General features: G+C 74.4%; 17 protein-coding genes. 14 read left to right on the top strand and 3 right to left on the bottom strand.

The features are described from left to right. Positions 1-25: 25 nt before the first annotated feature. A complete protein-coding gene (gene tkt, locus KOV94_RS18475) occupies positions 26-2,194 on the bottom strand; it encodes a transketolase (RefSeq protein ID WP_124342192.1) in 2,169 nt (722 codons plus the stop codon). A gap of 418 nt (positions 2,195-2,612) precedes the next feature. Here tkt and KOV94_RS18480 point away from each other — a divergent pair, with 418 nt between their 5' ends. The 10 genes from KOV94_RS18480 (at position 2,613) to der (ending at position 12,070) form a co-directional block, all read left to right on the top strand. Then, complete coding sequence (locus KOV94_RS18480) at positions 2,613-3,527, top strand: heme o synthase (RefSeq protein ID WP_124342193.1); 915 nt, start codon at positions 2,613-2,615, stop codon at positions 3,525-3,527. Between the two features lie 7 nt (positions 3,528-3,534). Further along, positions 3,535-4,497: a tyrosine recombinase gene (locus KOV94_RS18485; protein WP_124342194.1), complete on the top strand. Its 963-nt coding sequence runs from the start codon at positions 3,535-3,537 to the stop codon at positions 4,495-4,497. Positions 4,498-4,570: 73 nt separating this feature from the next. Continuing rightward, positions 4,571-5,437 carry a ParA family protein gene (locus tag KOV94_RS18490; RefSeq protein ID WP_124342195.1) on the top strand — a complete coding sequence of 289 codons (867 nt, stop codon included), beginning with the start codon at positions 4,571-4,573 and terminating at the stop codon, positions 5,435-5,437. After that, positions 5,421-6,386, top strand: a complete 966-nt coding sequence (locus tag KOV94_RS18495) for a segregation and condensation protein A (RefSeq protein ID WP_218052832.1) — start codon at positions 5,421-5,423, stop codon at positions 6,384-6,386. Before KOV94_RS18490 ends, KOV94_RS18495 begins: the two co-directional genes overlap by 17 nt. After that, on the top strand, positions 6,379-7,056 hold the full coding sequence (gene scpB, locus KOV94_RS18500; protein ID WP_218052833.1) for an SMC-Scp complex subunit ScpB: 678 nt from the start codon (positions 6,379-6,381) through the stop codon (positions 7,054-7,056). Before KOV94_RS18495 ends, scpB begins: the two co-directional genes overlap by 8 nt. A gap of 206 nt (positions 7,057-7,262) precedes the next feature. Continuing rightward, positions 7,263-8,009, top strand: a complete 747-nt coding sequence (locus KOV94_RS18505) for a pseudouridine synthase (protein WP_124342198.1) — start codon at positions 7,263-7,265, stop codon at positions 8,007-8,009. Further along, on the top strand, positions 8,006-9,115 hold the full coding sequence (locus KOV94_RS18510) for a prephenate dehydrogenase (RefSeq protein WP_124342199.1): 1,110 nt from the start codon (positions 8,006-8,008) through the stop codon (positions 9,113-9,115). Before KOV94_RS18505 ends, KOV94_RS18510 begins: the two co-directional genes overlap by 4 nt. After that, complete coding sequence (gene cmk, locus KOV94_RS18515; protein WP_124342200.1) at positions 9,097-9,825, top strand: (d)CMP kinase; 729 nt, start codon at positions 9,097-9,099, stop codon at positions 9,823-9,825. Before KOV94_RS18510 ends, cmk begins: the two co-directional genes overlap by 19 nt. Continuing rightward, positions 9,822-10,505, top strand: a complete 684-nt coding sequence (locus tag KOV94_RS18520) for a lysophospholipid acyltransferase family protein (protein WP_308160651.1) — start codon at positions 9,822-9,824, stop codon at positions 10,503-10,505. The genes cmk and KOV94_RS18520 overlap by 4 nt, the downstream gene beginning before the upstream one ends. Before the next feature lie 59 nt (positions 10,506-10,564). Next, positions 10,565-12,070: a ribosome biogenesis GTPase Der gene (der, locus tag KOV94_RS18525; RefSeq protein WP_218052834.1), complete on the top strand. Its 1,506-nt coding sequence runs from the start codon at positions 10,565-10,567 to the stop codon at positions 12,068-12,070. Between the two features lie 72 nt (positions 12,071-12,142). Here der and KOV94_RS18530 read toward each other — a convergent pair whose 3' ends face one another. Both KOV94_RS18530 and KOV94_RS18535 read right to left on the bottom strand, forming a co-directional pair. After that, on the bottom strand, positions 12,143-14,056 hold the full coding sequence (locus KOV94_RS18530; RefSeq protein WP_218052835.1) for a DUF4914 family protein: 1,914 nt from the start codon (positions 14,054-14,056) through the stop codon (positions 12,143-12,145). A gap of 103 nt (positions 14,057-14,159) precedes the next feature. Continuing rightward, complete coding sequence (locus tag KOV94_RS18535) at positions 14,160-17,297, bottom strand: beta-phosphoglucomutase family hydrolase (RefSeq protein ID WP_218052836.1); 3,138 nt, start codon at positions 17,295-17,297, stop codon at positions 14,160-14,162. A gap of 179 nt (positions 17,298-17,476) precedes the next feature. Here KOV94_RS18535 and KOV94_RS18540 point away from each other — a divergent pair, with 179 nt between their 5' ends. The 4 genes from KOV94_RS18540 (at position 17,477) to KOV94_RS18555 (ending at position 21,223) form a co-directional block, all read left to right on the top strand. Then, positions 17,477-18,121 (top strand): type IV toxin-antitoxin system AbiEi family antitoxin, encoded by a 645-nt coding sequence (locus KOV94_RS18540; protein WP_124342934.1) that lies wholly within the window; start codon positions 17,477-17,479, stop codon positions 18,119-18,121. Continuing rightward, positions 18,118-18,876 carry a nucleotidyl transferase AbiEii/AbiGii toxin family protein gene (locus KOV94_RS18545; protein WP_218052837.1) on the top strand — a complete coding sequence of 253 codons (759 nt, stop codon included), beginning with the start codon at positions 18,118-18,120 and terminating at the stop codon, positions 18,874-18,876. Before KOV94_RS18540 ends, KOV94_RS18545 begins: the two co-directional genes overlap by 4 nt. 113 nt (positions 18,877-18,989) lie before the next feature. Next, positions 18,990-20,468: an NAD(P)/FAD-dependent oxidoreductase gene (locus tag KOV94_RS18550; RefSeq protein WP_218052838.1), complete on the top strand. Its 1,479-nt coding sequence runs from the start codon at positions 18,990-18,992 to the stop codon at positions 20,466-20,468. Beyond that, positions 20,465-21,223 carry an SDR family oxidoreductase gene (locus KOV94_RS18555; protein WP_124342931.1) on the top strand — a complete coding sequence of 253 codons (759 nt, stop codon included), beginning with the start codon at positions 20,465-20,467 and terminating at the stop codon, positions 21,221-21,223. The genes KOV94_RS18550 and KOV94_RS18555 overlap by 4 nt, the downstream gene beginning before the upstream one ends. The last annotated feature ends 16 nt before the right edge of the window (positions 21,224-21,239 follow it).

Genomic DNA, 21,239 nt, shown 5'->3' on the forward strand with positions numbered 1-21,239 from the left:
CGGTCGTCCGGTCGGACCCGCGTGCTCAGGCCGGGAGGTCGCCCGTCCCGCTCTGCGTCGGCGCCGCAGAGGCGGCGGACGGGGCCGCGTCCCCGCGGGCCGCGGCGAGCGACTCGTGGGCGGCCGCGACGACCGCGTCGGCGGTGATCCCGAACTCCTCGTAGAGCTTCTCGAAGGCCGCGGAGGCGCCGTAGTGCTCGAGCGACACCGACCGGCCGGCGTCGCCGACGATCTTGTGCCACGACAGGGCGATGCCGGCCTCGACCGAGACGCGGGCGCGCACGGCGGACGGCAGGACCGACTCGCGGTAGGCCTCGTCCTGCTCGGCGAACCACTCGAGCGACGGCGCCGAGACGACGCGCGTCGGGACGCCCGCGGCCTCGAGGGTCTCGCGGGCCGCGACGGCGAGCTGCACCTCGGAGCCGGTGCCGATGAGGATGACCTCGGGCGAGCCGTTGCTCGCGTCGACGAGCACGTAGGCGCCGCGCGCGACGCCCTCCGCGCCGGCGAACCCGTCCTCGCCGCGGGGGAACGTCGGGACGTTCTGGCGCGTGAGGATGAGACCGACGGGACCGTCGGTGTACTCGAGGATCGCCTTCCAGGCCTGCGCGGTCTCGTTCGCGTCGGCCGGGCGCAGGACCGTCAGGCCGGGGATCGCGCGCAGCGCGGTCAGGTGCTCGACGGGCTGGTGCGTCGGGCCGTCCTCGCCGAGGCCGATCGAGTCGTGCGTCCACACGTAGACCGACGGCACGCCCATGAGCGAGGCGAGACGGACGGAACCGCGCATGTAGTCGGCGAACTGCAGGAACGTGCCGCCGTAGGGCCGCGTGAGGCCGTGCAGCGTGATGCCCGACAGGATCGCGCCCATGCCGTGCTCACGGATGCCGAAGTGCAGCGTGCGGCCGAACTCGTCGCCGCCGAACTCGTGCGTCGAGCGCTTCGCGGGGATGAAGGACGTCGCGCCCTTCATGGTCGTGTTGTTCGAGCCCGCGAGGTCGGCCGAGCCGCCCCACAGCTCGGGGAGCTCGGGGCCGATCGCCGAGAGCACCTCGCCGGACGCGGCACGCGTCGCGACCGCCTTGCCCGCGGGGAACGTCGGCAGCGCCTGCTCCCAGCCCTCGGGCAGGCGGCGCTCGACGAGCCGGTCGAGCAGCGCGGCGTTCTCGGGGTTGGCCTCGCGCCACGCGTCGAACGACGTCTGCCACTCGGCGCGGGTCGCGGCGGCGCGGTCGGCGAGCGAGCGCGTGTGGGCGATGACCTCGGGCTCGACGGGGAAGTTCACGTCCGCGTCGAAGCCCAGCAGCTCCTTGAGGCCGCGGACGGACTCTGTGCCGAGCTTGGAGCCGTGCGACGAGTGGTCGTTCGTCTTGTTCGGCGTGGGCCACGCGATGAGCGTGCGGATGCCGATGAACGACGGCTTGTCGGTGACGGCCTTGGCGGCCTCGATCGCGGCGTGCAGCGCGTCGACGTCCTCGCGGTACTCGCCGCCGGCGGTCCAGTCGACGAACTGCACGTGCCAGCCGTACGCCTCGTAGCGCGCCAGGACGTCCTCGGTGAACGCGATCTCGGTGTCGCCCTCGATCGAGATGTGGTTGTCGTCCCACAGCACGACGAGGTTGCCGAGCTCCTGCGTGCCCGCGATGGACGAGGCCTCGCTCGTCACGCCCTCCTGCAGGTCGCCGTCGGACGCGATGACGTACGTGTAGTGGTCGAACGGGCTCGTGCCGGGCGCGGCGTCGGGGTCGAGCAGGTTGCGCTCGCGCCGCTGCGCCATCGCGAAGCCGACGGCCGAGGCGAGCCCCTGGCCGAGCGGGCCGGTCGTGATCTCGACGCCCGCGGTGTGCCGGTACTCGGGGTGACCCGGGGTCTTGGAGCCCCACGTGCGCAGCGCCTGGAGGTCCTCGATCTCGAGGCCGAACCCGCCGAGATAGAGCTGGATGTACTGCGTGAGGGCCGAGTGGCCCGCGGAGAGCACGAACCGGTCGCGACCCAGCCAGTGGGGGTCGGTCGGGTCGTGCCGGAGCACGTTCTGGTACAGCAGGTAGGCCGCGGGCGCGAGGCTGATCGCGGTCCCGGGGTGGCCGTTGCCGACCTTCTCGACGGCGTCCGCGGCCAGGACGCGCACCGTGTCCACGGCACGCAGGTCCAGGTCGGTCCAGCCGACAGTCTCCGCCAGGGGGGCCTTCGCGTTCACCGCACCTCATTCCCACCCGCACCGGCGGCCGGGTGTCGTCTCCGACGTACTGGTCGGGCACCCTCGACCGGGGTGCCGGCGGACCACGACACGACCCCGGGGGAGGCGGTCGTCGGTCCCTGCGCGTCGAGCCTATATCTCACCCGGCGTTCGGACGTCACCGTGCCCACGGCACGGGAAAGCGCCATCCCGGGTTGCCGCAGCGACCGATCTCACACCCCGACCCTGCCTGATCCAGCCGTCGCCGCCACCCGGGACGCACGACCAGGCCGTAGCATGGCAGCGCGACAAGCCCCCCGCCCGACCAGGAACGGAACCGCAGCGCGTGCGCCTCAGCAGTCCACTGTCAGTCGACGACGCCGGAGCGTCGGCCGCGGCGACCCCGCGCGCGCACCTGACGGCGGCGCCCGCACCGGCCGTGTCCACGACGCCCGCGACCCGCACCGCACGCGTCCGTCGTGTGCTCGGCGCGTACCTCGCGCTCACCAAGCCGCGCGTCATCGAGCTCCTGCTCGTCACCACGCTGCCGACCATGATCCTGGCGCAGGGCGGCTTCCCGAGCCTCGCCCTCGTGCTCGCCACGCTGGTGGGCGGCGCGGCCGCGGCCGGCTCGGCCAACGTCCTCAACTGCTACCTGGACCGCGACATCGACCAGGTGATGAACAGGACCAAGCGGCGTCCCACCGCGACGGGAGAGATCAGCCCGCGCGCCGCGCTGACGTTCGGTCTCGCGCTCGGCGTGGGGTCGCTCGCGTGGCTCTGGCTCGTCGTCAACCCCGCGTCCGCCTGGCTCACGGCCGGCGCGATCCTCATCTACGTGGTCGGCTACACGATGATCCTCAAGCGGCGCACGCCGCAGAACATCGTGTGGGGCGGCGCGGCCGGGTGCATGCCCGTGCTCATCGGCTGGTCCGCCGTCACCGGCGGGGTGTCGTGGACGCCGCTCGTGCTCTTCGGCGTCATCTTCTTCTGGACGCCGCCGCACTACTGGCCGCTGTCGATGAAGTTCCGGAACGACTACGCGGCCGCGGGCGTGCCGATGCTGCCCGTCGTCGCGAAGGACTCGAAGGTCGCGCGCGAGATGATCGCGTACACCCTCGCGATGATCGCGTGCACGCTGCTCCTCGTGCCCGTGGCCGGGATGACGTGGGTCTACGCGGTCGTCGCCACCGGGCTGGGCGCGTGGTTCCTGTGGTCGTGCATCACGCTGCTGCGCCGCGCGAACGACCCGGCCCGCGGCAAGCTGCGCGCGATGACCGTGTTCCACGGCTCCATCACCTACCTGACGCTGCTGTCCGTCGCGATCGCGGTGGACGTCTTCCTGCCGCTCTGAGCCCCCGGTGACGGACGACGCCCCGCCCGTACCGGCGAACGACCTGCGCACGTCGCTCGAGCGCTACCTGCGCCACCTGTCCGACCGCGGCCTGTCGGACAACACGCTCGAGGCCTACCGCCGCGACCTCGAGCGCTACGTGGGGTACCTCACGTCGGTCGGGCGGACCTCGCCGGCCGAGATCGTGGGCCCCGACGTCGAGGCGTTCGTCGACGCGGCGCGAGCCGGTGCCGACGGACGCCGGCCCCTGTCCGAGTCCTCGGCGGCCCGCCTGGTCGCCGCGGTCCGCGGCTGGCACCGGTTCCTCGCCCGCCACGGCGTGTCCGTCGACGACACGACGTGGTCGGTCCGCGCCCCCGCGCAGCCGCGGCGGCTGCCCAAGGCCATCTCGATCGAGGAGGTCGACCGACTCCTCGACGCCGCCGGACAGGGTGACGGGCCGCTGCCCGCGCGCGACCGCGCGCTGCTCGAGCTGCTGTACTCGACGGGTGCCCGCATCTCGGAGGTCGTCGGCCTCGACCTGCGCGACGTCGACCGCACCGAGCGGCGCGCCGCGGTGCGCCTCGCGGCCGGCAACGCCAAGCAGCGGGTCGCACCGCTGGGGCGCCGGGCCGTGCGCGCGCTCGACGACTACCTCACGGACTCCCGGCCGCTGCTGACCGCGGGTAGCCCGGGCACCGACCGCCTCGCGCTGTTCCTCAACACGCGCGGCGCGCGCCTCAGCCGGCAGAGCGCGTGGGCGGTGCTGCGCAGCGCGGCGCACCGCGCGGGCCTCATCGACGCCGACGGCATCTCTCCGCACACGTTGCGTCACTCGTTCGCCACGCACATGCTCGCCCGCGGGGCCGACGTACGGGTCGTCCAGGAGCTGCTCGGGCACGCCTCGATCACGACCACGCAGCTCTACGCGACGTCGCAGGACGACGAGCTGCGCGAGGCCTACGCGGCCGCGCACCCGCACGCCCGGTGAGCGGCCGCCCGAATCGTGTCGGCACGGGCCGTCCTCCGGTGATCGACCGCTCCGCTCGGGTAGGTTGTCCCGCGTGGTGAGCCAGGAGACGACCGAACCGCAGCTCGACGCCGTCGGACGACCGCTGCCCCTCTTCCCGGAGCCGGCTCCGCTCGCGTCGCACGGTCCCGCCCGCGTCATCGCCATGTGCAACCAGAAGGGCGGCGTCGGCAAGACGACGACCACGATCAACCTCGCGGCCGCGCTGGCCGAGTACGGGCGCCGGGTCCTCGTCGTGGACTTCGACCCGCAGGGAGCGGCGTCGGTCGGCCTCGGCGTCAACCCGCACGAGCTCGACCGCACGGTCTACAACCTGCTGATGGAGCGCGACGCGCAGATCGCCGACGTCGTGCGTCCGACGGCCACCCCCGGGCTCGACCTGCTCCCGGCGAACATCGACCTGTCGGCGGCCGAGGTGCAGCTCGTCGGCGAGGTCGCGCGGGAGTCCGTGCTCGCACGCGTGCTGCGGCCCGTGCTCGACGACTACGACCTCGTGCTCGTCGACTGCCAGCCGTCGCTCGGGCTCCTGACCGTCAACGCGCTCACCGCGGCGCACGGCGTCGTCATCCCGCTCGAGTGCGAGTTCTTCGCGCTGCGCGGCGTCGCGCTGCTCATCGAGACGATCGAGAAGGTGCGCGACCGGCTGAACCCGCGCCTCGAGGTCGACGGCATCCTCGCGACGATGTACGACTCGCGCACGCTGCACGCCCGCGAGGTCGTCGCCCGCGTGCACGAGGCATTCGGCGACACGCTGCTGCACACGGTGATCGGCCGCACCGTCAAGTTCCCCGACGCGACCGTCGCCGCCGAGCCCATCACCACGTACGCCCCGTCGCACGCGGGTGCGGCGGCCTACCGGCAGCTCGCGCGTGAGCTCGTCGCCCGTGGCGACGCCGCCTGACGAGCGCGCGCTCCCGCCCGAGCAGTCGACCGCCGGCCCGGCGCCGGCGGGCGCGCACGGCTTCGAGGTCCACCTCGACAACTTCAGCGGGCCGTTCGACGTCCTGCTGGGGCTCATCGCGAAGCACAAGCTCGACATCACCGAGGTCGCGCTCGGGCGCGTGACCGACGAGTTCGTCGGCTACATCCGCAACCACGAGCGCGACTGGGACCTCAGCCAGGCGAGCGAGTTCCTCGTCGTCGCCGCGACGCTGCTGGACCTCAAGGCCGCACGCCTGCTCCCGAGCGCCGAGGTCGAGGACGCCGAGGACCTCGAGCTGCTCGAGGCGCGCGACCTGCTCTTCGCCCGGCTGCTGCAGTACCGCGCCTACAAGCAGGTCGCCGGGTACCTCGCGGAGCGGTTCGCGACCGAGGGTCGCCGGTTCCCGCGGACCGTGACGCTCGAGCCGCACCTGGCGGCGCTGCTGCCCGAGCTCGTCTGGCAGGTCGGGCCCGAGGAGCTCGCCCGGCTCGCGGCGCGTGCGCTCGCGCCGAAGCCGGGGCCGCCCGCGGTCGACATCAGCCACCTGCACGCGCCCGCGGTCAGCGTGCGCGAGCAGGCCGCCGTGCTGGTCGACCGGCTGCGGCACGCGGGCGCCGCGTCGTTCCGCTCGCTGACCGCCGACGCCGACGCCACCGTCGTGGTCGTCGCCCGGTTCCTCGCGCTGCTCGAGCTGTTCCGCGAGGGAGCCGTCGCGTTCGACCAGGTCGAGGCGCTCGGGGAGCTGACCGTGCGGTGGACGGGTGCGGCCGAGGGGGACGTGCAGGTGTCCGACGACTTCGACCAGCTCGACACGACCGGGGGAGCGGTGGCGCCGGACGGGACCGTGCCCGACGGGGCCGTGCCCGACGACGACGTTCCGGGTCGCGAGGCTCGCACCCCGCTGACGATGGAGGTCCCGCATGACTGACGACCAGGCCGACCAGGACGTCCAGGTCGACGACGTCCAGGACGCCGCGGCGCCGGACGCGTCCGTGCCCGACGAGCTCGCGTTCGACGTCGAGGACCTGCCGGGCGGCGCGCTCGCGACGCTCGAGGCGGTGCTCATGGTCGCCGACGAGCCGATCCCGGCCGTGCGGCTCGCGTCCGTGCTCGCGCTGCCCGTCGCGGACGTCCAGGCGCTGCTCGCCGAGCTCGTCGCCGAGTACCGCGGGGAGCGCGGCGGCCGGCCGCGCGGGTTCGAGCTGCGACCCGTCGCGGACGGCTGGCGGATCTACTCGGCACCCGCGTACGCGGACGTCGTCGGACGCTTCGTCGTCGACGGGCAGACCGCGCGGCTCACGCAGGCGGCGCTCGAGACCCTGGCCGTGGTCGCGTACCGGCAGCCCGTGACGCGCGGCCAGGTGTCGGCGGTGCGCGGGGTCAACGTGGACGGCGTCGTGCGGACGCTCACGGCCCGCGGCCTCGTGGCCGAGGTCGGCACCGAGCCCACGACCGGCGCGGTCCTGTACGGGACCACGGGATACTTCCTGGAGCGCATGGGGGTGTCCAGCCTGGACGAGCTGCCCCCGCTCGCCCCCTACCTGCCGGACATCGACGCGCTGGAAGGCGTCGACCAGGCGATCGGAGAGACCAGATGAGCCCGCAGGAGCGGCGTGGCGGCACGCCCGGCAAGGCGTCCGGCGGACGCGGCGGCGGTGGCGGTACCGGCGGCGGCCGGCCGTCGCGCGCCGGAGGGACCGGGAAGCCCGCACGGTCGGGCGGCACGGGGCGCGGCGGTGCCGGTGGTCGCGCGACGCAGCGTCCGCAGCGACCGTCCCGTCCGCGTCCGGCGCGCGAGCCCGAGGTGACGATCGACGTCCACGACCCCGAGGGCGTGCGCCTGCAGAAGGTGCTCGCGTCGGCGGGCCTGGGGTCCCGACGCGCGTGCGAGGAGCTCATCGCGACCGGGCGGGTGACCGTCGACGGCGCGACGGTGCGGGAGCTCGGCGTGCGCGTCGACCCGGTGCGCGCGGTCATCCACGTCGACGGGCTGCGCGTGCAGCTCGACTCGTCGATCGTGACGCTCGCGCTCAACAAGCCCAAGGGCGTCGTGTCGACCATGCACGACCCGGAGGGGCGCCCGTCGATCGCGCAGTTCGTCGCGGACCGCAACGAGCGGCTGTTCCACGTCGGCCGGCTCGACGCGGAGACCGAGGGCCTGCTGCTGCTGACGAACGACGGCGAGCTCGCGAACCGGCTGTCGCACCCGTCGCACGGGGTCGCGAAGACGTACCTCGCACACGTCGAGGGGCGCGTCGCCGGGTCGCTGGCCGGGCGGCTCACGCGCGGGATCGAGCTCGAGGACGGCCTGGTCAAGGTCGACAAGTTCCAGGTGGTCCAGACGACGCCGCAGGCCAGCCTCGTGGAGCTCGTGCTGCACGAGGGCCGCAACCGCGTCGTGCGCCGACTCCTCGAGGAGGTGGGCCACCCCGTCACGCGGCTCGTGCGCACGCAGGTCGGTCCGATCCGGCTCGGGGACCTCAAGCCCGGCCGGACGCGGGTCCTGTCGAAGACGGAGGTCGGCTCGCTCATGACCCAGGTGGGTCTGTGAACGTCGCGACCGCAGGGCCGGTCCGGATCGTCGGGACGGGTCTGCTCGGGACGTCCGTCGGGCTCGGGCTCGCGACACGCGGGGTCGAGGTGCTGCTGCACGACCCGTCGCGGACCGCGGTCGCGCTGGCCCGCGACGTCGGCGCCGGCCGCCCCGCGTCGGCCGACGACCCCGAGCCGGCGCTCGTCGTCGTGGCAGCGCCGCCCGACGTGACGTCGGACGTCGTGCTCGCCGAGCTCGAGGCGCACCCCGGCGCGGTCGTGACGGACGTCGCGAGCGTCAAGGGCTACGTGCTGTCGGAGCTGCGCGCGTCGGGCGCGGACCTGTCGCGCTACGTCGGCTCGCACCCGATGGCGGGCCGGGAGCGTTCCGGTCCCGTCGCCGCCGTGCCGGACCTGTTCCTCGGACGCCCGTGGGTCATCGCGGACTCGGGCTCGTCGCGTCCGGACGCGCTGCTCGCGGTGCGGTCGCTCGCCGTCGACCTCGGCGCGGTGCCGGTGACGATGGACGCCGACGCGCACGACGCGGCGGTCGCGGCGGTGTCGCACGTGCCGCAGGTCGTGGCGAGCCTGGTCGCGTCGCGGCTGCGGGACGTCGACGAGGCGGCGCTCGGGCTCGCAGGGCAGGGCCTGCGCGACGTCACGCGGATCGCGGGTTCGGACCCGGCGCTCTGGACGTCGATCCTCGCCGCCAACGCGGCCGCGGTCCGCGACGTGCTCGTCGACCTGCGCACCGACCTGGACGGCGTCATCCACGCGCTCGGCGGTGCCGCCGCGGCGACGGGCCCGGAGGACGTCGCGCCCGGCGCGCTGTCGACGATCGCGCAGGCGATCGCGGACGGGAACGCGGGTGTGGCCCGCGTGCCCGGCAAGCACGGCGGCGTGCGCCGCGACTACTCGGTCGTGACGGTGCTCGTCCCGGACGCCCCCGGTGAGCTCGCCCGGCTGCTGACGGACGTCGGCGAGGCGGGCGTCAACCTGGAGGACCTGCACCTGGAGCACGCGGCGGGGCGTCCCGTCGGCATGGCGGCGATCTCGGTGCTGCCGAGCGCGGTCCCGCACCTCGAGGCGGAGCTCACGCTCCGCGGATGGAGACTGGTGAGTTGAGCACGATCCCGGCGCCCTTCGTGGTCGCGATCGACGGCCCGTCCGGGTCGGGGAAGTCGAGCGTGTCGCGTGCGGTCGCGCGCGCCCTCGGGCTCGCGTACGTCGACACGGGGGCGACCTACCGGGCCGCGACGTGGTGGTGCCTCGCGCAGGGCGTCCCGCTGACCGACACCGACGCGGTCGCCGCGGCGGTGCGGACCCTGCCGCTCGACCTCGGCGTCGACCCGGACGCGCCGACCGTCGTCGTCGACGGGACCGACGTCTCGGCGGACATCCGCGAGACCGCGATCTCGGCCGCGGTGAGCGCGGTCGCGACGAACCTGGAGGCCCGCGCCGAGCTGGGCCGCCGCCAGCGTGCGCTCATCGAGGCCGAGCGCGAGCCGGGCTCGTTCTCGGGCGGCCGCGGCGTCGTCGCGGAGGGGCGCGACATCACGACCGTGATCGCCCCCGACGCCGACGTCCGCGTGCTGCTGACGGCGAGCGAGGAGGCGCGGCTCGCCCGGCGCGCGCTCGACGTGCACGGGACGGCGGACGCGCAGGCGGTCGAGGCGACGCGCGACCAGGTGCTGCGGCGCGACGCGGACGACTCGACGGTCGTCCAGTTCCACACCGCGGCTGACGGGGTCGTGACGGTCGACTCGTCGCACCTGGACTTCGAGCAGACGGTCGAGGCGGTGCTCGCGGTCGTGACGGCCGCGTCCCGGGCGTGACCGAGCAGCGCCTGCCGTCGCCGGCCGGCCCGGCGTGGTCGCGCTGGATCGGCCGCTTCCTCGCGCGCGGGGTGTGGGCGGCGGACGTCGTCGGTGCCGACCGGGTGCCGCGGACGGGGCCCGTGCTGCTCGCGGCCAACCACACGGGCGTCGTCGACGGGCCGATCCTCATCGGCGTCGCGCCGCGGCCGACGCACATCCTCGTCAAGGAGGAGATGTTCCACGGGCCGGTCGGGCTGCTGCTGACCGCCGCGGGTCAGATCCCGGTGGACCGGCAGGGTGGCCGGGCGGCGCTCACGACCGCGCTCGGCGTGCTGCGCCGCGGCGGTGTCGTCGGCATCTTCCCCGAGGGCAACCGCGGCCGGGGCGACGCGACGAGCGCCCGGGCGGGGATCGCGTGGCTCGCGCTCAACGGGCACGCTCCCGTCGTGCCCGTGGCGATCCTGGGGACCCGGCGCACGGGGGAGTCCGTCGGGCACGTGCCGGGCTTCCGCCGCCACCTCGTCGTCGAGTTCGGCGAGCCCGTCGTCGTCGAGCGTTCCCCGGGCGTCTCCGGACGGGCCGCCCTCGTCGACGCCAACGAGGCGGTGCGGGTCGCGCTCTCGGACCTCGTGACCCGGGCGAGCGCCCGGTCGGGCCTCGTCCTGCCGACGGACGGCCCGGACAGCGAGGCCGTCTGACCGGCGACCCGCGCGTCGCGGGGTCACGGCTGCTCGCCCGACAGGGGAGAATGGTCGGCATGACGGACACCGACCCCGCCCTGGAGCTCCCCGAGGAGGACGGCGACGCCCTGGAGCTTCCCGACGAGGCAGGCGACGCCGACCGTGAGCGCGCGCTGCGTGCCGGGCTCGCGGAGTACGCGCTGGAGGACGAGGACCTCGCGCTGATCGACGGGCGAGACGAGGACGAGGAGGGCGGTGCGGCGGCGACCGCGCTGCCGGTGCTCGCGGTCGTCGGGCGGCCGAACGTCGGCAAGTCGACGCTGGTGAACCGGATCATCGGCCGCCGTGAGGCGGTCGTGGAGGACCAGCCGGGCGTGACGCGCGACCGCGTGAGCTACCCGGCCGAGTGGGCCGGTCGCCGGTTCACGGTGGTCGACACCGGTGGCTGGGAGGTCGACGTCGCGGGCATCGAGGCGCGCGTCGCCCAGCAGGCCGAGGTCGCGATCGCGCTGGCCGACGCGGTGCTGTTCGTGGTCGACGCGACGGTCGGTGCGACGGACACGGACGAGCAGGTCGTGCGGCTGCTGCGGCGGGCGGGCAAGCCGGTCGTGCTGTGCGCGAACAAGGTCGACGGCCCGGCTGTCGAGGCGGACGCGGCGGCGCTGTGGGCGCTCGGGCTCGGCGAGCCGTACCCGGTCTCCGCGCTGCACGGGCGCGGCACGGGCGACCTCCTGGAGGCCGCCGTCGACGCGCTGCCGGAGGTGTCGGCGCACGCGAAGCCGCTCCCGGACGGTCCGCGCCGGGTCGCCCTCGTGGGCCGCCCGAACGTCGGCAAGTCGTCCCTGCTCAACAAGGTGCTCGGCACCGAGCGCGTCGTCGTGGACGCCACCGCGGGCACGACGCGCGACCCGGTCGACGAGCTGGTCCTGCTGAAGGGCGAGCCGTGGGTGTTCGTCGACACCGCGGGCATCCGCAGGCGGGTGCACCAGACGTCGGGCCCGGACTTCTACGCGTCGCTGCGCACGCAGGCGGCGATCGAGAAGGCCGAGGTCGCGGTCGTGCTCGTCGACGCGTCGACGACGATGACCGAGCAGGACACACGCGTGATCTCGCAGGTCGTCGACGCGGGCCGTGCGCTGGTCATCGCGTACAACAAGTGGGACCTGATGGACGAGGACCGTCGTCCGTTCCTCGAGCGGGAGATCGAGAAGGACCTCGTGCAGGTGCAGTGGGCGCCGCGCGTCAACATCTCGGCACGCACGGGGTGGCACACGGACCGGCTGGTGCCCGCGCTCAAGCGGTCGCTCGAGTCGTGGGACACGCGCATCTCGACCGGTCGGCTCAACGCGTTCCTCGGTGAGCTCGTCGCGGCGCACCCGCACCCGCTGCGCGGGGGGAAGCAGCCGCGCATCCTGTTCGCGACGCAGGCGTCGACGCGTCCGCCGCGGTTCGTCATCTTCACGACGGGCTTCCTGGACCCGGGGTACCGCCGCTACATCGAGCGTCGTCTGCGCGAGACGTTCGGGTTCGAGGGGACGCCGATCTCGATCTCGGTGCGGGTGCGCGAGAAGCGCCGCCGCTGAGCAGCCGCATCACGCGAGAGGCCGGTCCCTGGACGTCGGGACCGGCCTCTCGCGTGTCGGGGCGCGGGCGCGTCAGTGCGCTGTGGGGGTGAGCGCCTCGTGCTCCTCGACGGTGCCGTCGGCGAGGACGGTCTCGATGATGCGGCGGCCCAGCGGGTCGAGGTCGGGCGTGAGGAACTGCGCGAGCTCGGACCGGAAGAACGCCGTGAGCACCGCGGCGCCCTGGTCGTAGGCCTCCTCGCCGACCTGGGACTGCAGCTCGGGCGCGAGGTACGACGGGCGGATCGTCTGGCCGTCGATCCGCAGCTCGCGCGGCGTCCAGCCGAACAGCGGGCAGCGCGCGGGCTGGAGCGACTCACGCCGGATGCGGGACGTGCCGCGCCGGGCGAGGTACTCGCGCGTGAGCCACTCGGCGGCGAAACCGACGTGGTACGAGCCGATGTGCTGGTTGGGCGTGAGGACGTACCGCGTCCGGGGGGCGGCGACGATCTGGCGCAGCAGCAGGTTGGCGGCGCCGACCTTGGTGCCCGTCGAGAACGGCCAGTACGACCCGACGCCCTCGGCGACCAGCCCACCGTGCGCGAGCCGCTCGGTGTCCGCGGCTGACTCGCCGATGGACGGGTTCTTGTCGCCGCGCGGTGCGACGAGCCGCCACACCCACGCGAGCGACGGCGGGACGAGGTGCATGAGACCCATGACGCCGTAGGTCGGGGCGTCGCGCGTGCACGCGGGCATGCGGACGCCGAACGTGCGCACGTCGACGGGCTCGGCCTCGTCGACGACGTGCCGGAACTGCGAGCGCGCGACCACGACGCGCGGGTTCGGGCACCGTGTCCCGTTCGCGTCGAGCGTGTGCTCCCACGGCAGGAGCGTCGCGTCGGGCAGGCCGCGCATGTTGTAGAAGACGAGCGGCTGGTCGGGGTGGATGACGGCGCGCTCGAGCGTCGCGTCCTGGCCGTACTCGGTGAGGTTGTCGACGCGGACGAACCAGCCGGCCTCGGCGTCGGCGACGACGAGGCGGCCGTCGGTGCCCTGGATCGCGGGGTGGCACAGGGTCATGTCGTCGGTGACGGGCGCGAGGGCGGACGACTCGGCGAGGGTGATGGTGTCGGTCGTGCCCGTGACGACGTTGGTGCCGAGCAGGATGCGGCCGTCGTCGAGTCGGCGGAACTCCTGGCACATCTCGGACTTGCCGCCGCCGGACGCGCCCTCGTGCATGACGACGGTCTCGTTCTCGTACGGCGTCGTGACGCGCACCGAGGACGCGTGCGCGGTGAGCCAGCCCTCCTGCTCGCCGATGTCGAGCAGCACGGAGAAGATGCCCTTCTTCGCCGACGGCCCGGGGTAGAGGTTGTAGGCGAACACCTCGTGCAGCGTGGTGGACCGGTCGTGCACGACGACCTGCCGGCCGTCGAAGTGCGTGTGCCGGAACGGGGGAGCGACGTACAGGATCGAGCGGGGGGTGAACGGCCCGAGCTCGTCGAACGTGACCCAGCCCTGCAGGTCGGCGAGCGTGAGGGCGAAGAACGCGGCGTTGGCCGGGACGATCGCGAGCGACGGGTACCCGTGCACCGGGCCGCCGGCGCGGAAGGGGAGCACGACGAGGCGCTGCCCGGCGAGCCAGTCGAGGGTCTCGGTCTTCACGGGCGCGAAGTCGGCGCCGTAGACGTCGCGGTAGCGCGGCTTGTCGGTGGGCAGGTCGTCGGCGATCCGCATGCAGTCGGGGTCGCGGCGGCGCAGGTAGTCCTCGGGGTAGTTGATCGCGAGCCCGTTGGCGCAGCGGACGACGTCCGCCTCCTTCACGGGCTCGCCGTGGACGTCGTAGACGACGTCGAACCGCGGGCCGCCGTCGGGTCCGAGGGCGAGCGCGTAGAGCTCGTCGCGCGTCGCGGGGACGATCACGTCGGCCGCGTCGAGGACGTCGCGCACGGCGGCCGGGAGGCCGAGCGTCCGCAGGGCGTCAGGGGTCGTGACGTCGACTGTCATGGGAGCTCCCGTCCGTGCGCGTCTGCGGGACGCATTGCCCGCTCTTGACGCCGAGACTAGGAACGGTGGAGAAACCGCAGTAGGACCTTTGGTCCTGCCGGCATCACCGGTCGCGCGTGTGGTACTCCCCGGGGAAGGTCGCGGGCTCGCCGGGCTTCGCGGTGAACGGCGTTCCGCGGTGCTGCCCGCTCACCGGCCCGCCGCTGCGCACGGTGTAGGTCACGAGGTCCTCGCACACGTCGACCTCGAGCACCGACCCGCGGATCTGCAGCGGGAACCGCATGCGGCGCGCGCGCGTCGGGAGCATCGGCGCGAACTGCGTGCCGCGCCACCGGTAGCCCGCGAACCCCTGCACGAGCGCCATCCACATGCCGCCCGCCGACGCCGCGTGCACGCCGTCGCGCAGGTTGCCCGCGCGGTCGGCGAGGTCGACCGACGCGGCGTCGACGAGGTACTCCTCGGCGGTGCGGAACTTGCCCACGTCGGCCGCCGCGATCGCCTGCATGCACTCGGACAGCGACGAGTCACCCGTCGTCAGCGGGTCGTAGTACTCGAAGATCCGGCGGCGCTCGGCGGGCGTGAACCGCTCGGGCAGCATCACGGTCGCGAGGACGACGTCGGCCTGCTTGATCACCTGGTGGCGGTAGATGACGAGCGGGTGGAAGTGCAGCAGCAGCGGGTACATCTCCGGCGAGGTGCCTGCGAAGTCCCAGCGCCTCAGCCGGGTGAACGCGTCGTCCTGGAGGTGCACGCCCGCGGTCTCGTCGAACGGCACGTACATCAGCTCGGCCGCCCGCCGCCACGTCGCGACCTCGCTGTCCAGCAGCCGCAGCCCCTCGATGAGCGCCGCGTGCTCCTTCGGGTGCTCGCGCGCCATCCAGTCGAGCGTGTCGGCGGCCGCGCGCAGGTTCTCCGCGGCCATGAGGTTCGTGTAGAGGTTGTTGTCGACGACGGTCGAGTACTCGTCCGGCCCGGTGACCCTGAGGATGACGAACCGGCCGTCGTGCCGGTCCGAGAAGAAGCCGAGCCCGGCCCACATGCGCGCGGTCTCGACCAGCAGCTCCGCACCGTGCTGGACCATGAGGTCGGTGTCACCGGTGACGGTCACGTACTGCTCGAGCGCGTAGGCCACGTCCGCGTCGATGTGGTACTGCGCGGTCCCCGCTGCGTAGTAGGCCGACGCCTCCTGCCCGTTGATCGTGCGCCACGGGAAGAGGGCTCCGTCGCACCCGACCTCCCGGGCCCGGGCCCGCGCCGCGGGCAGCATCCGCACGCGGTGCATGAGCAGGCTCCGCGCGACGCGCGGCGAGGTGTGGATGAGGAACGGCAGCAGGTACGCCTCGGTGTCCCAGAAGTAGTGCCCCTCGTACCCGGTCCCCGTGAGGCCCTTCGACGGCACGCCGTGGCCCTCGCTGCGCCACGTCGCCTGCAGCAGCGTGAACTGGCTGAAGTGCACGGCCTGCTGACCCGCCGACGTGCCGGGCAGCTCGACCTCGCTGCGCTCCCAGAACAGGTCGGCCTCGCGCTGGTGCGCCGCGCGGACCGCGGCGTACCCGGCGTCACGGGCGCGGTGGATCGTCATGCCGGCCCGGTTGAGCAGCTCGCCCGCGTCCTCGTCGCCGTGGTGGTAGGCGAGCCACTTCGTGACGCCGACGGGGACGCCGACCTGCGTCTCGACGTCGAACACGACGCGCGCGCGGGAGGGCTCGACGCGGGTGCCGACGTGGGTGACGCCGCCGTCGACCTCGTGGTCCATCGCGGCGGCGACGGTGAGGCCCGACCGGGTGGTGGAGTACGCGCGCACGACGCGCAGGCCGTCGGTGCGGTCCTGACCGGGCCGCAGGGCCGCGGTGACCTGGCGGGACTGGCGCGGGTCGAGCGTGACGTCCTCGCCGACGGCGTCGGTCGGGGCGACGAGCTCCGAGGACAGGACGACGCGGCCGGGCGCGTCGAGCGCGGTGATCTCGTAGCGCAGGACGGCGAGGTGCCGCTGGGCGAGCGACACGAGGCGTTCGCTGTGCAGGCGGAAACGCCGCCCGTCGGAGAGCTGCAGGACGACCGTGCGGGTGAGGACCGCGTGCCGCATGTCGAGCGTGCGCTCGAAGTGGCGGACCTCCGCGTTCTCGCACGTCACGGGCTCCTCGTCGACGAGCAGCCGCAGCGCGGTGCCGTCGGGCACGGGCAGGATCGTCTGGCCTGTCGTCGCGAACCCGTGCGCCGCCTCCGGGTAGACGATCGGCCACGTCTCGTGGAACCCGTTGAGCAGCGTCGCGGGGGAGCGTGCGGGAGCGCCCTCCTCGAACGCGCCGCGGATCCCGAGGTAGCCGTTCGACAGCGCGAACAGCGTCTCGGTCTGCTCGGTACGGTCGGGGGTGAACGCGTGCTCGACCATGCGCCACGGGTCGGGCGGGACGTCCGTCGACGTCGCGACGATGCGGCGGCCCGCGTCGCGCAGCCGGTGCACGCGCGGCCCCGAGCGGTGCACGTCCTCGTCGGGGTCGGCGAGCAGCTCCGCGAGGTCCTGCACGACGACGTCCGCGCCGTGCGCGGCGAGCGCCTCCGCGTGGTCGTCCCGGTCGACGCCGACGACGAGCCCGAAGCCGCCCGCGCGCCCGGCCGCGACCCCCGCGAGCGCGTCCTCGACGACGACGGCGCGGCGGGGGTCGACGCCGACGCGGCGTGCGCCTTCGAGGAACCCGTCGGGGGCCGGCTTGCCGGGGAGGCCGAGCTCGAGGATGGTCTCGCCGTCGACGCGCGCGTCGAAGAGGTTGGCGATGCCGGCGTGCTGGAGGACGGTGGCGCAGTTGCGGCTGCTGGAGACGACGGCCGTCTTGAGGCCGGCCTCGCGGACCTCGCGCACCCAGGCGACGGAGCCGGGGAACGCCTCGACGCCGGAGCGTTCGAGCTCCTCCTCGACGAGGAGCTGCTTGCGGTTGCCGAGGCCCCACCAGGAGTCCTCCTCGGGCGGGGAGCCGGGTCCGCCGGGGGGCAGGACGATGGCGCGGGACCGGAGGAAGTCGCGGACGCCTTCCTCGCGGGTCTTGCCGTCGACGTGGGCGGCGTAGTCGACGCGGTCGTCGAAGCGGGGGGTGTGCGTGCCGTGCTCGCGGTCCCACCCGTCGAGGAAGTCGTCGAACGCGCGCTTCCAGGCGGCGGCGTGGACCGTGCGGGTGGTCGTGAGGACGCCGTCGAGGTCGAAGAGGACCGCGTCGAAGTCCTGCAGGGCGACGGGCGACGGCATCGGGGACCTCCGGCGACGAGGCCGTCCGCCTCGTCGGCGGCACGTCCTTGACCTCGACTGTCCCGATCCTTGGGGTGTTCGGGCGCGTCGGCAACCGCGACGGCGGGTGACCTGCGGTGTCGCGCCCTGTCCGGTCCACAACGTGTCGGAAATGTAGCCTGGCGGGCTACGATGACGACATGACACCTCGCCAGCGCCCGCGGATCGCGACGCGACCGCTGCGCGCCGTGACGCCGGCGGACCTGACGGACGCGTACACCAACCCGCGGGCGGTCCTGGCGCAGAAGGCGCGCCGCGGTGAGGTGCACAAGGTCGCGCACGGCGTGTACGTCGCGGTGCCGGACGACGCGTACGACCCGCACCGGTGGCGTCCCGCGCTCGAGGCGGCAGCGGCGGCGGTCGCGACGACGGCCTACGCGCAGCGGCCGGTGGCGGTCGGGCTGACCGCGGCGCGGTTGCTGCGGGCGCTGCCGCGCGCGCACGCCCGGGCCACGTACGCGGTGCCGGCACGTCACGCCGACGTGCGGCTCGTGGACCGGCCCCACGGGGTCGTGGGCTTCGTCCGCCGTGACGTGGGCGCGCTGGCGACGACGACCGTGCGGACGGAGCTCGGGGACGTGCTGGTCACGACGCCCGAGCAGACGGTGCTCGACCTGGCGCTCAACCGCGCGAAGGCCGACCCGGGCGCGGCGCTGGAGGCGATCACCAACCTCGCGCCACGCGTCGACTGGGCGGTCGTCGAGGACCTCGCGCGCGCGCAGCGCGGCGGCCCGACCGCTCTGGCGAGGCTGCGACGCCTCGTGCCGGACGCGACGGCCGCATGAGGCTCGACCCGGGCGAGCTGTACGACGTCGCCGACGCGTTCGGCGTCGACCTCGACCAGGTGCGGCGCGACCACGTCATCTCGCACGTGCTGGCGTCGATCGCGCGCCGCGAGCGCGACCGCTTCGTGTTCTACGGCGGGACCGCGCTGAGCCGGACATGGACGCCGGACGCGCGGTTGAGCGACGACGTCGATCTGCTGGTGCGCGGGTCGCGGGCGGAGGCGGGCCGGGCGCTGGCGGCCGCGCTGGCGGCGGACCTGGGTCCGCACGTGCCGTCGCTCTCCTGGTCGAAGCCGCCGGGGGAGGCGCGCGACGCGGAGGCCGTCTTCCTCCTCGTGGGGGACGACGTGACGATCAAGTTCCAGCTCGCGAGCGTGTCGGGGCGGCCGGCGTGGCCGACGGAGCCGGTCGAGGTGGTGCAGCGGTACGGCGACGCGCCGCCGGCGCGGCTGCACGTCCCGACGCGCGCGGCGGCGGCGGCGATGAAGCTCGCGGCATGGTCGGACCGGCGGGCGGCGCGGGACCTGTACGACCTGTGGGAGCTGCAGCGCCGAGGGCTGGTCGACGCGGCCGCGGTGCACGCGTGGACGCACTTCGGGCCGTCGTCGCGGCCGCCGGGGGCGTGGATCTTCGCGTCGGTGCCGAGCGAGCGGGACTGGCGGGACCAGCTCGGTCACCAGACACGGCTCGACGTGACCGCGCGGGACGCGGCGCGGGCCGTCGAGGACGCCTGGACCCGCGCGGCGGGGGGCTGAGCGCCCGCACCGACGGGCAGTCCTGACCCGGTCCGGGACGCGGGTGTGGCGCACGTCACGTCACGAACGTCAGGGCTGCGCGGTCGACCTACCGAGAGCGATCGGAGGTCGTGATGCGACGGATCCTGGTGGTGGGCGGCGGTTACGCGGGCTTCTACGCGGCGTGGCGGCTGGAGAAGCGGCTGCGGCGGGGGGAGGCGGAGGTCACGCTCGTCGACCCGCGCGGCTTCATGACGTACCAGCCGTTCCTCCCGGAGGTCGCGGCGGGGTCGGTCGAGGCGCGGCACGTCGCGGTGTCGCTGCGTGCGCACCTGCGCCGGACGCGGCTCGTGACGGGGCACGTGACGGCGGTCGACCACGCGCACCGGACCGCGACGGTCCGGACGGTCGACGGGCGTGAGCGCGACCTGGCGTACGACGTGCTGGTCGTCACCGCGGGTGCCGTCACGCGGACGTTCCCGGTGCCGGGCCTGAGCGACGAGGGGATCGGCCTCAAGCACGTCGAGGAGGCTGTCGCGGTGCGGGACCGGGTGCTCACGGGGTTCGACGCAGCGGCGAACCTGCCGCCGGGGGCGGAGCGGGCGGCGCACCTGACGGTGACCGTGGTGGGCGGCGGCTTCACGGGTGTCGAGGTGTTCGGCGAGCTCCTGGCGCTGTCGGCGGACCTGCTGCGCCGTTACCCGGAGATCGACGCGGGCGAGCTGCGGTTCCACCTCGTCGAGGCGCGCGACCGGATCCTGCCCGAGGTGACGGACGGTCCGGGCCGCTGGGTGGTGCGCCACCTGACGCGGCGCGGTGGCCTGGTGCACCTCGGTGCGCAGGTGCTGTCCGCGACGGACGGGCACGTCGTGCTGTCGACGGGCGAGGAGTGGGACACCGGGCTGCTCGTGTGGACGGCCGGGAACGCCTCGCATCCCGTCGTCGCGAACCACACGGACCTGCCGGTCGACGGACGCGGGCTCGTCGTGGTGCGGAGCGACCTGCGGGTCGGCACCGAGGACGCGCCCGTCCCGGACGCGTGGGCGGCGGGCGACAACGCCGCCGTCCCTGACCTCGCGTCGGACGTGCCGGGCGCGCTGACCGTCCCGAACGCGCAGCACGCGGTCCGGCAGGGTCGCCTGCTCGCCGACAACGTGCTGGCCGAGCTGCGCGGTGGTCGCGTCCGGAGGTACCGGCACGCGAGCCTCGGCGTCGTCGCGACCCTGGGCCGCCACCACGGGGTGTTCCAGTACCGGCGCCTCGTCCTCACGGGGTGGCTCGCGTGGGCCGTGCACCGGGCGTACCACGTGCTCGCCGTCCCGACGTGGGAGCGCAAGGTCCGCGTCGCGCTGCTGTGGGCGTCGGCCGCGCTGTTCGGGCGCGACGTCGTGCCCCTGCCCGCGGTGGGCCGGCCGCGTGCCGCGTTCGTCGCGGGCGGCGACCCGGACGTCCTGGTCCCGCTGCGGCCGCCGGCGGACGGACGGTCGCGGCCCGCCCTCGTCACCTCGTCACCCGCGCGGCAGCCGTCGTCGGGTCCCGCCTTCGTCGCACCACCGACCGCACCACCCACCGCACCACTCACCGCAGCACCCACCCACAGGAGGTCAGCATGAAGATCGTCGTCATCGGCGGCACCGGCCGGATCGGCGCCCAGGTCGTCGAGCAGCTCCGCGAGCGCGGTCACGACGCCGTGCCCGCGGCACCGAGCACGGGCGTCGACACCCTGACGGGCGCCGGCGTCGCGGAGGCCCTCGCGGGGGCGCACACGGTCGTCGACGTGTCGAACTCGCCGTCGTTCGCACCCGACGACGTGCTCGCGTTCTTCACGACGTCGACGCGCACGCTGCTCGCGGCCGAGGAGGCCGCGGGCGTGCGGCACCACGTGGTGCTGTCGATCGTCGGCGCGGACCGCGCGCCCGACAGCGGGTACCTGCGGGCGAAGGTCGCGCAGGAGCAGCTCGTCACGGCTTCGCCGATCCCGTTCACGATCCTGCGGGCGACGCAGTTCTTCGAGTTCCTCGCCGCGATCGCGGACGGCGCGACGCAGGACGGCGTGGTCCGCGCGACCACGGGAGCGATCCAGCCGGTCGCGGCGCGCGACGTGGTCACGGCCGTCGTGGACGTCACGCTCGCCGAGCCCGTCGGCGGGATCGTCGAGCTCGCCGGCCCGGAGCGGTTCCGCATGGACGAGCTGCTGCGCGCCGAGCTCGCCGCCGCCGGCGACCCGCGCGAGGTCGTGGCGGACCCGGAGGCGCGCTACTTCGGCACCCTCCTCGACGCCACGACGATCGTGCCGCTCGGTGACGGCGCGCGGATCGGCGCCACGACGCTCGCCGCGTGGAAGGCCGCGCAGGGGGTGGCCCGCTGACCGCCGGGGGTCCCGG

Origin of the sequence: Cellulomonas algicola (assembly GCF_019024305.1) — a bacterium.
Lineage (GTDB): Bacteria > Actinomycetota > Actinomycetes > Actinomycetales > Cellulomonadaceae > Cellulomonas > Cellulomonas algicola.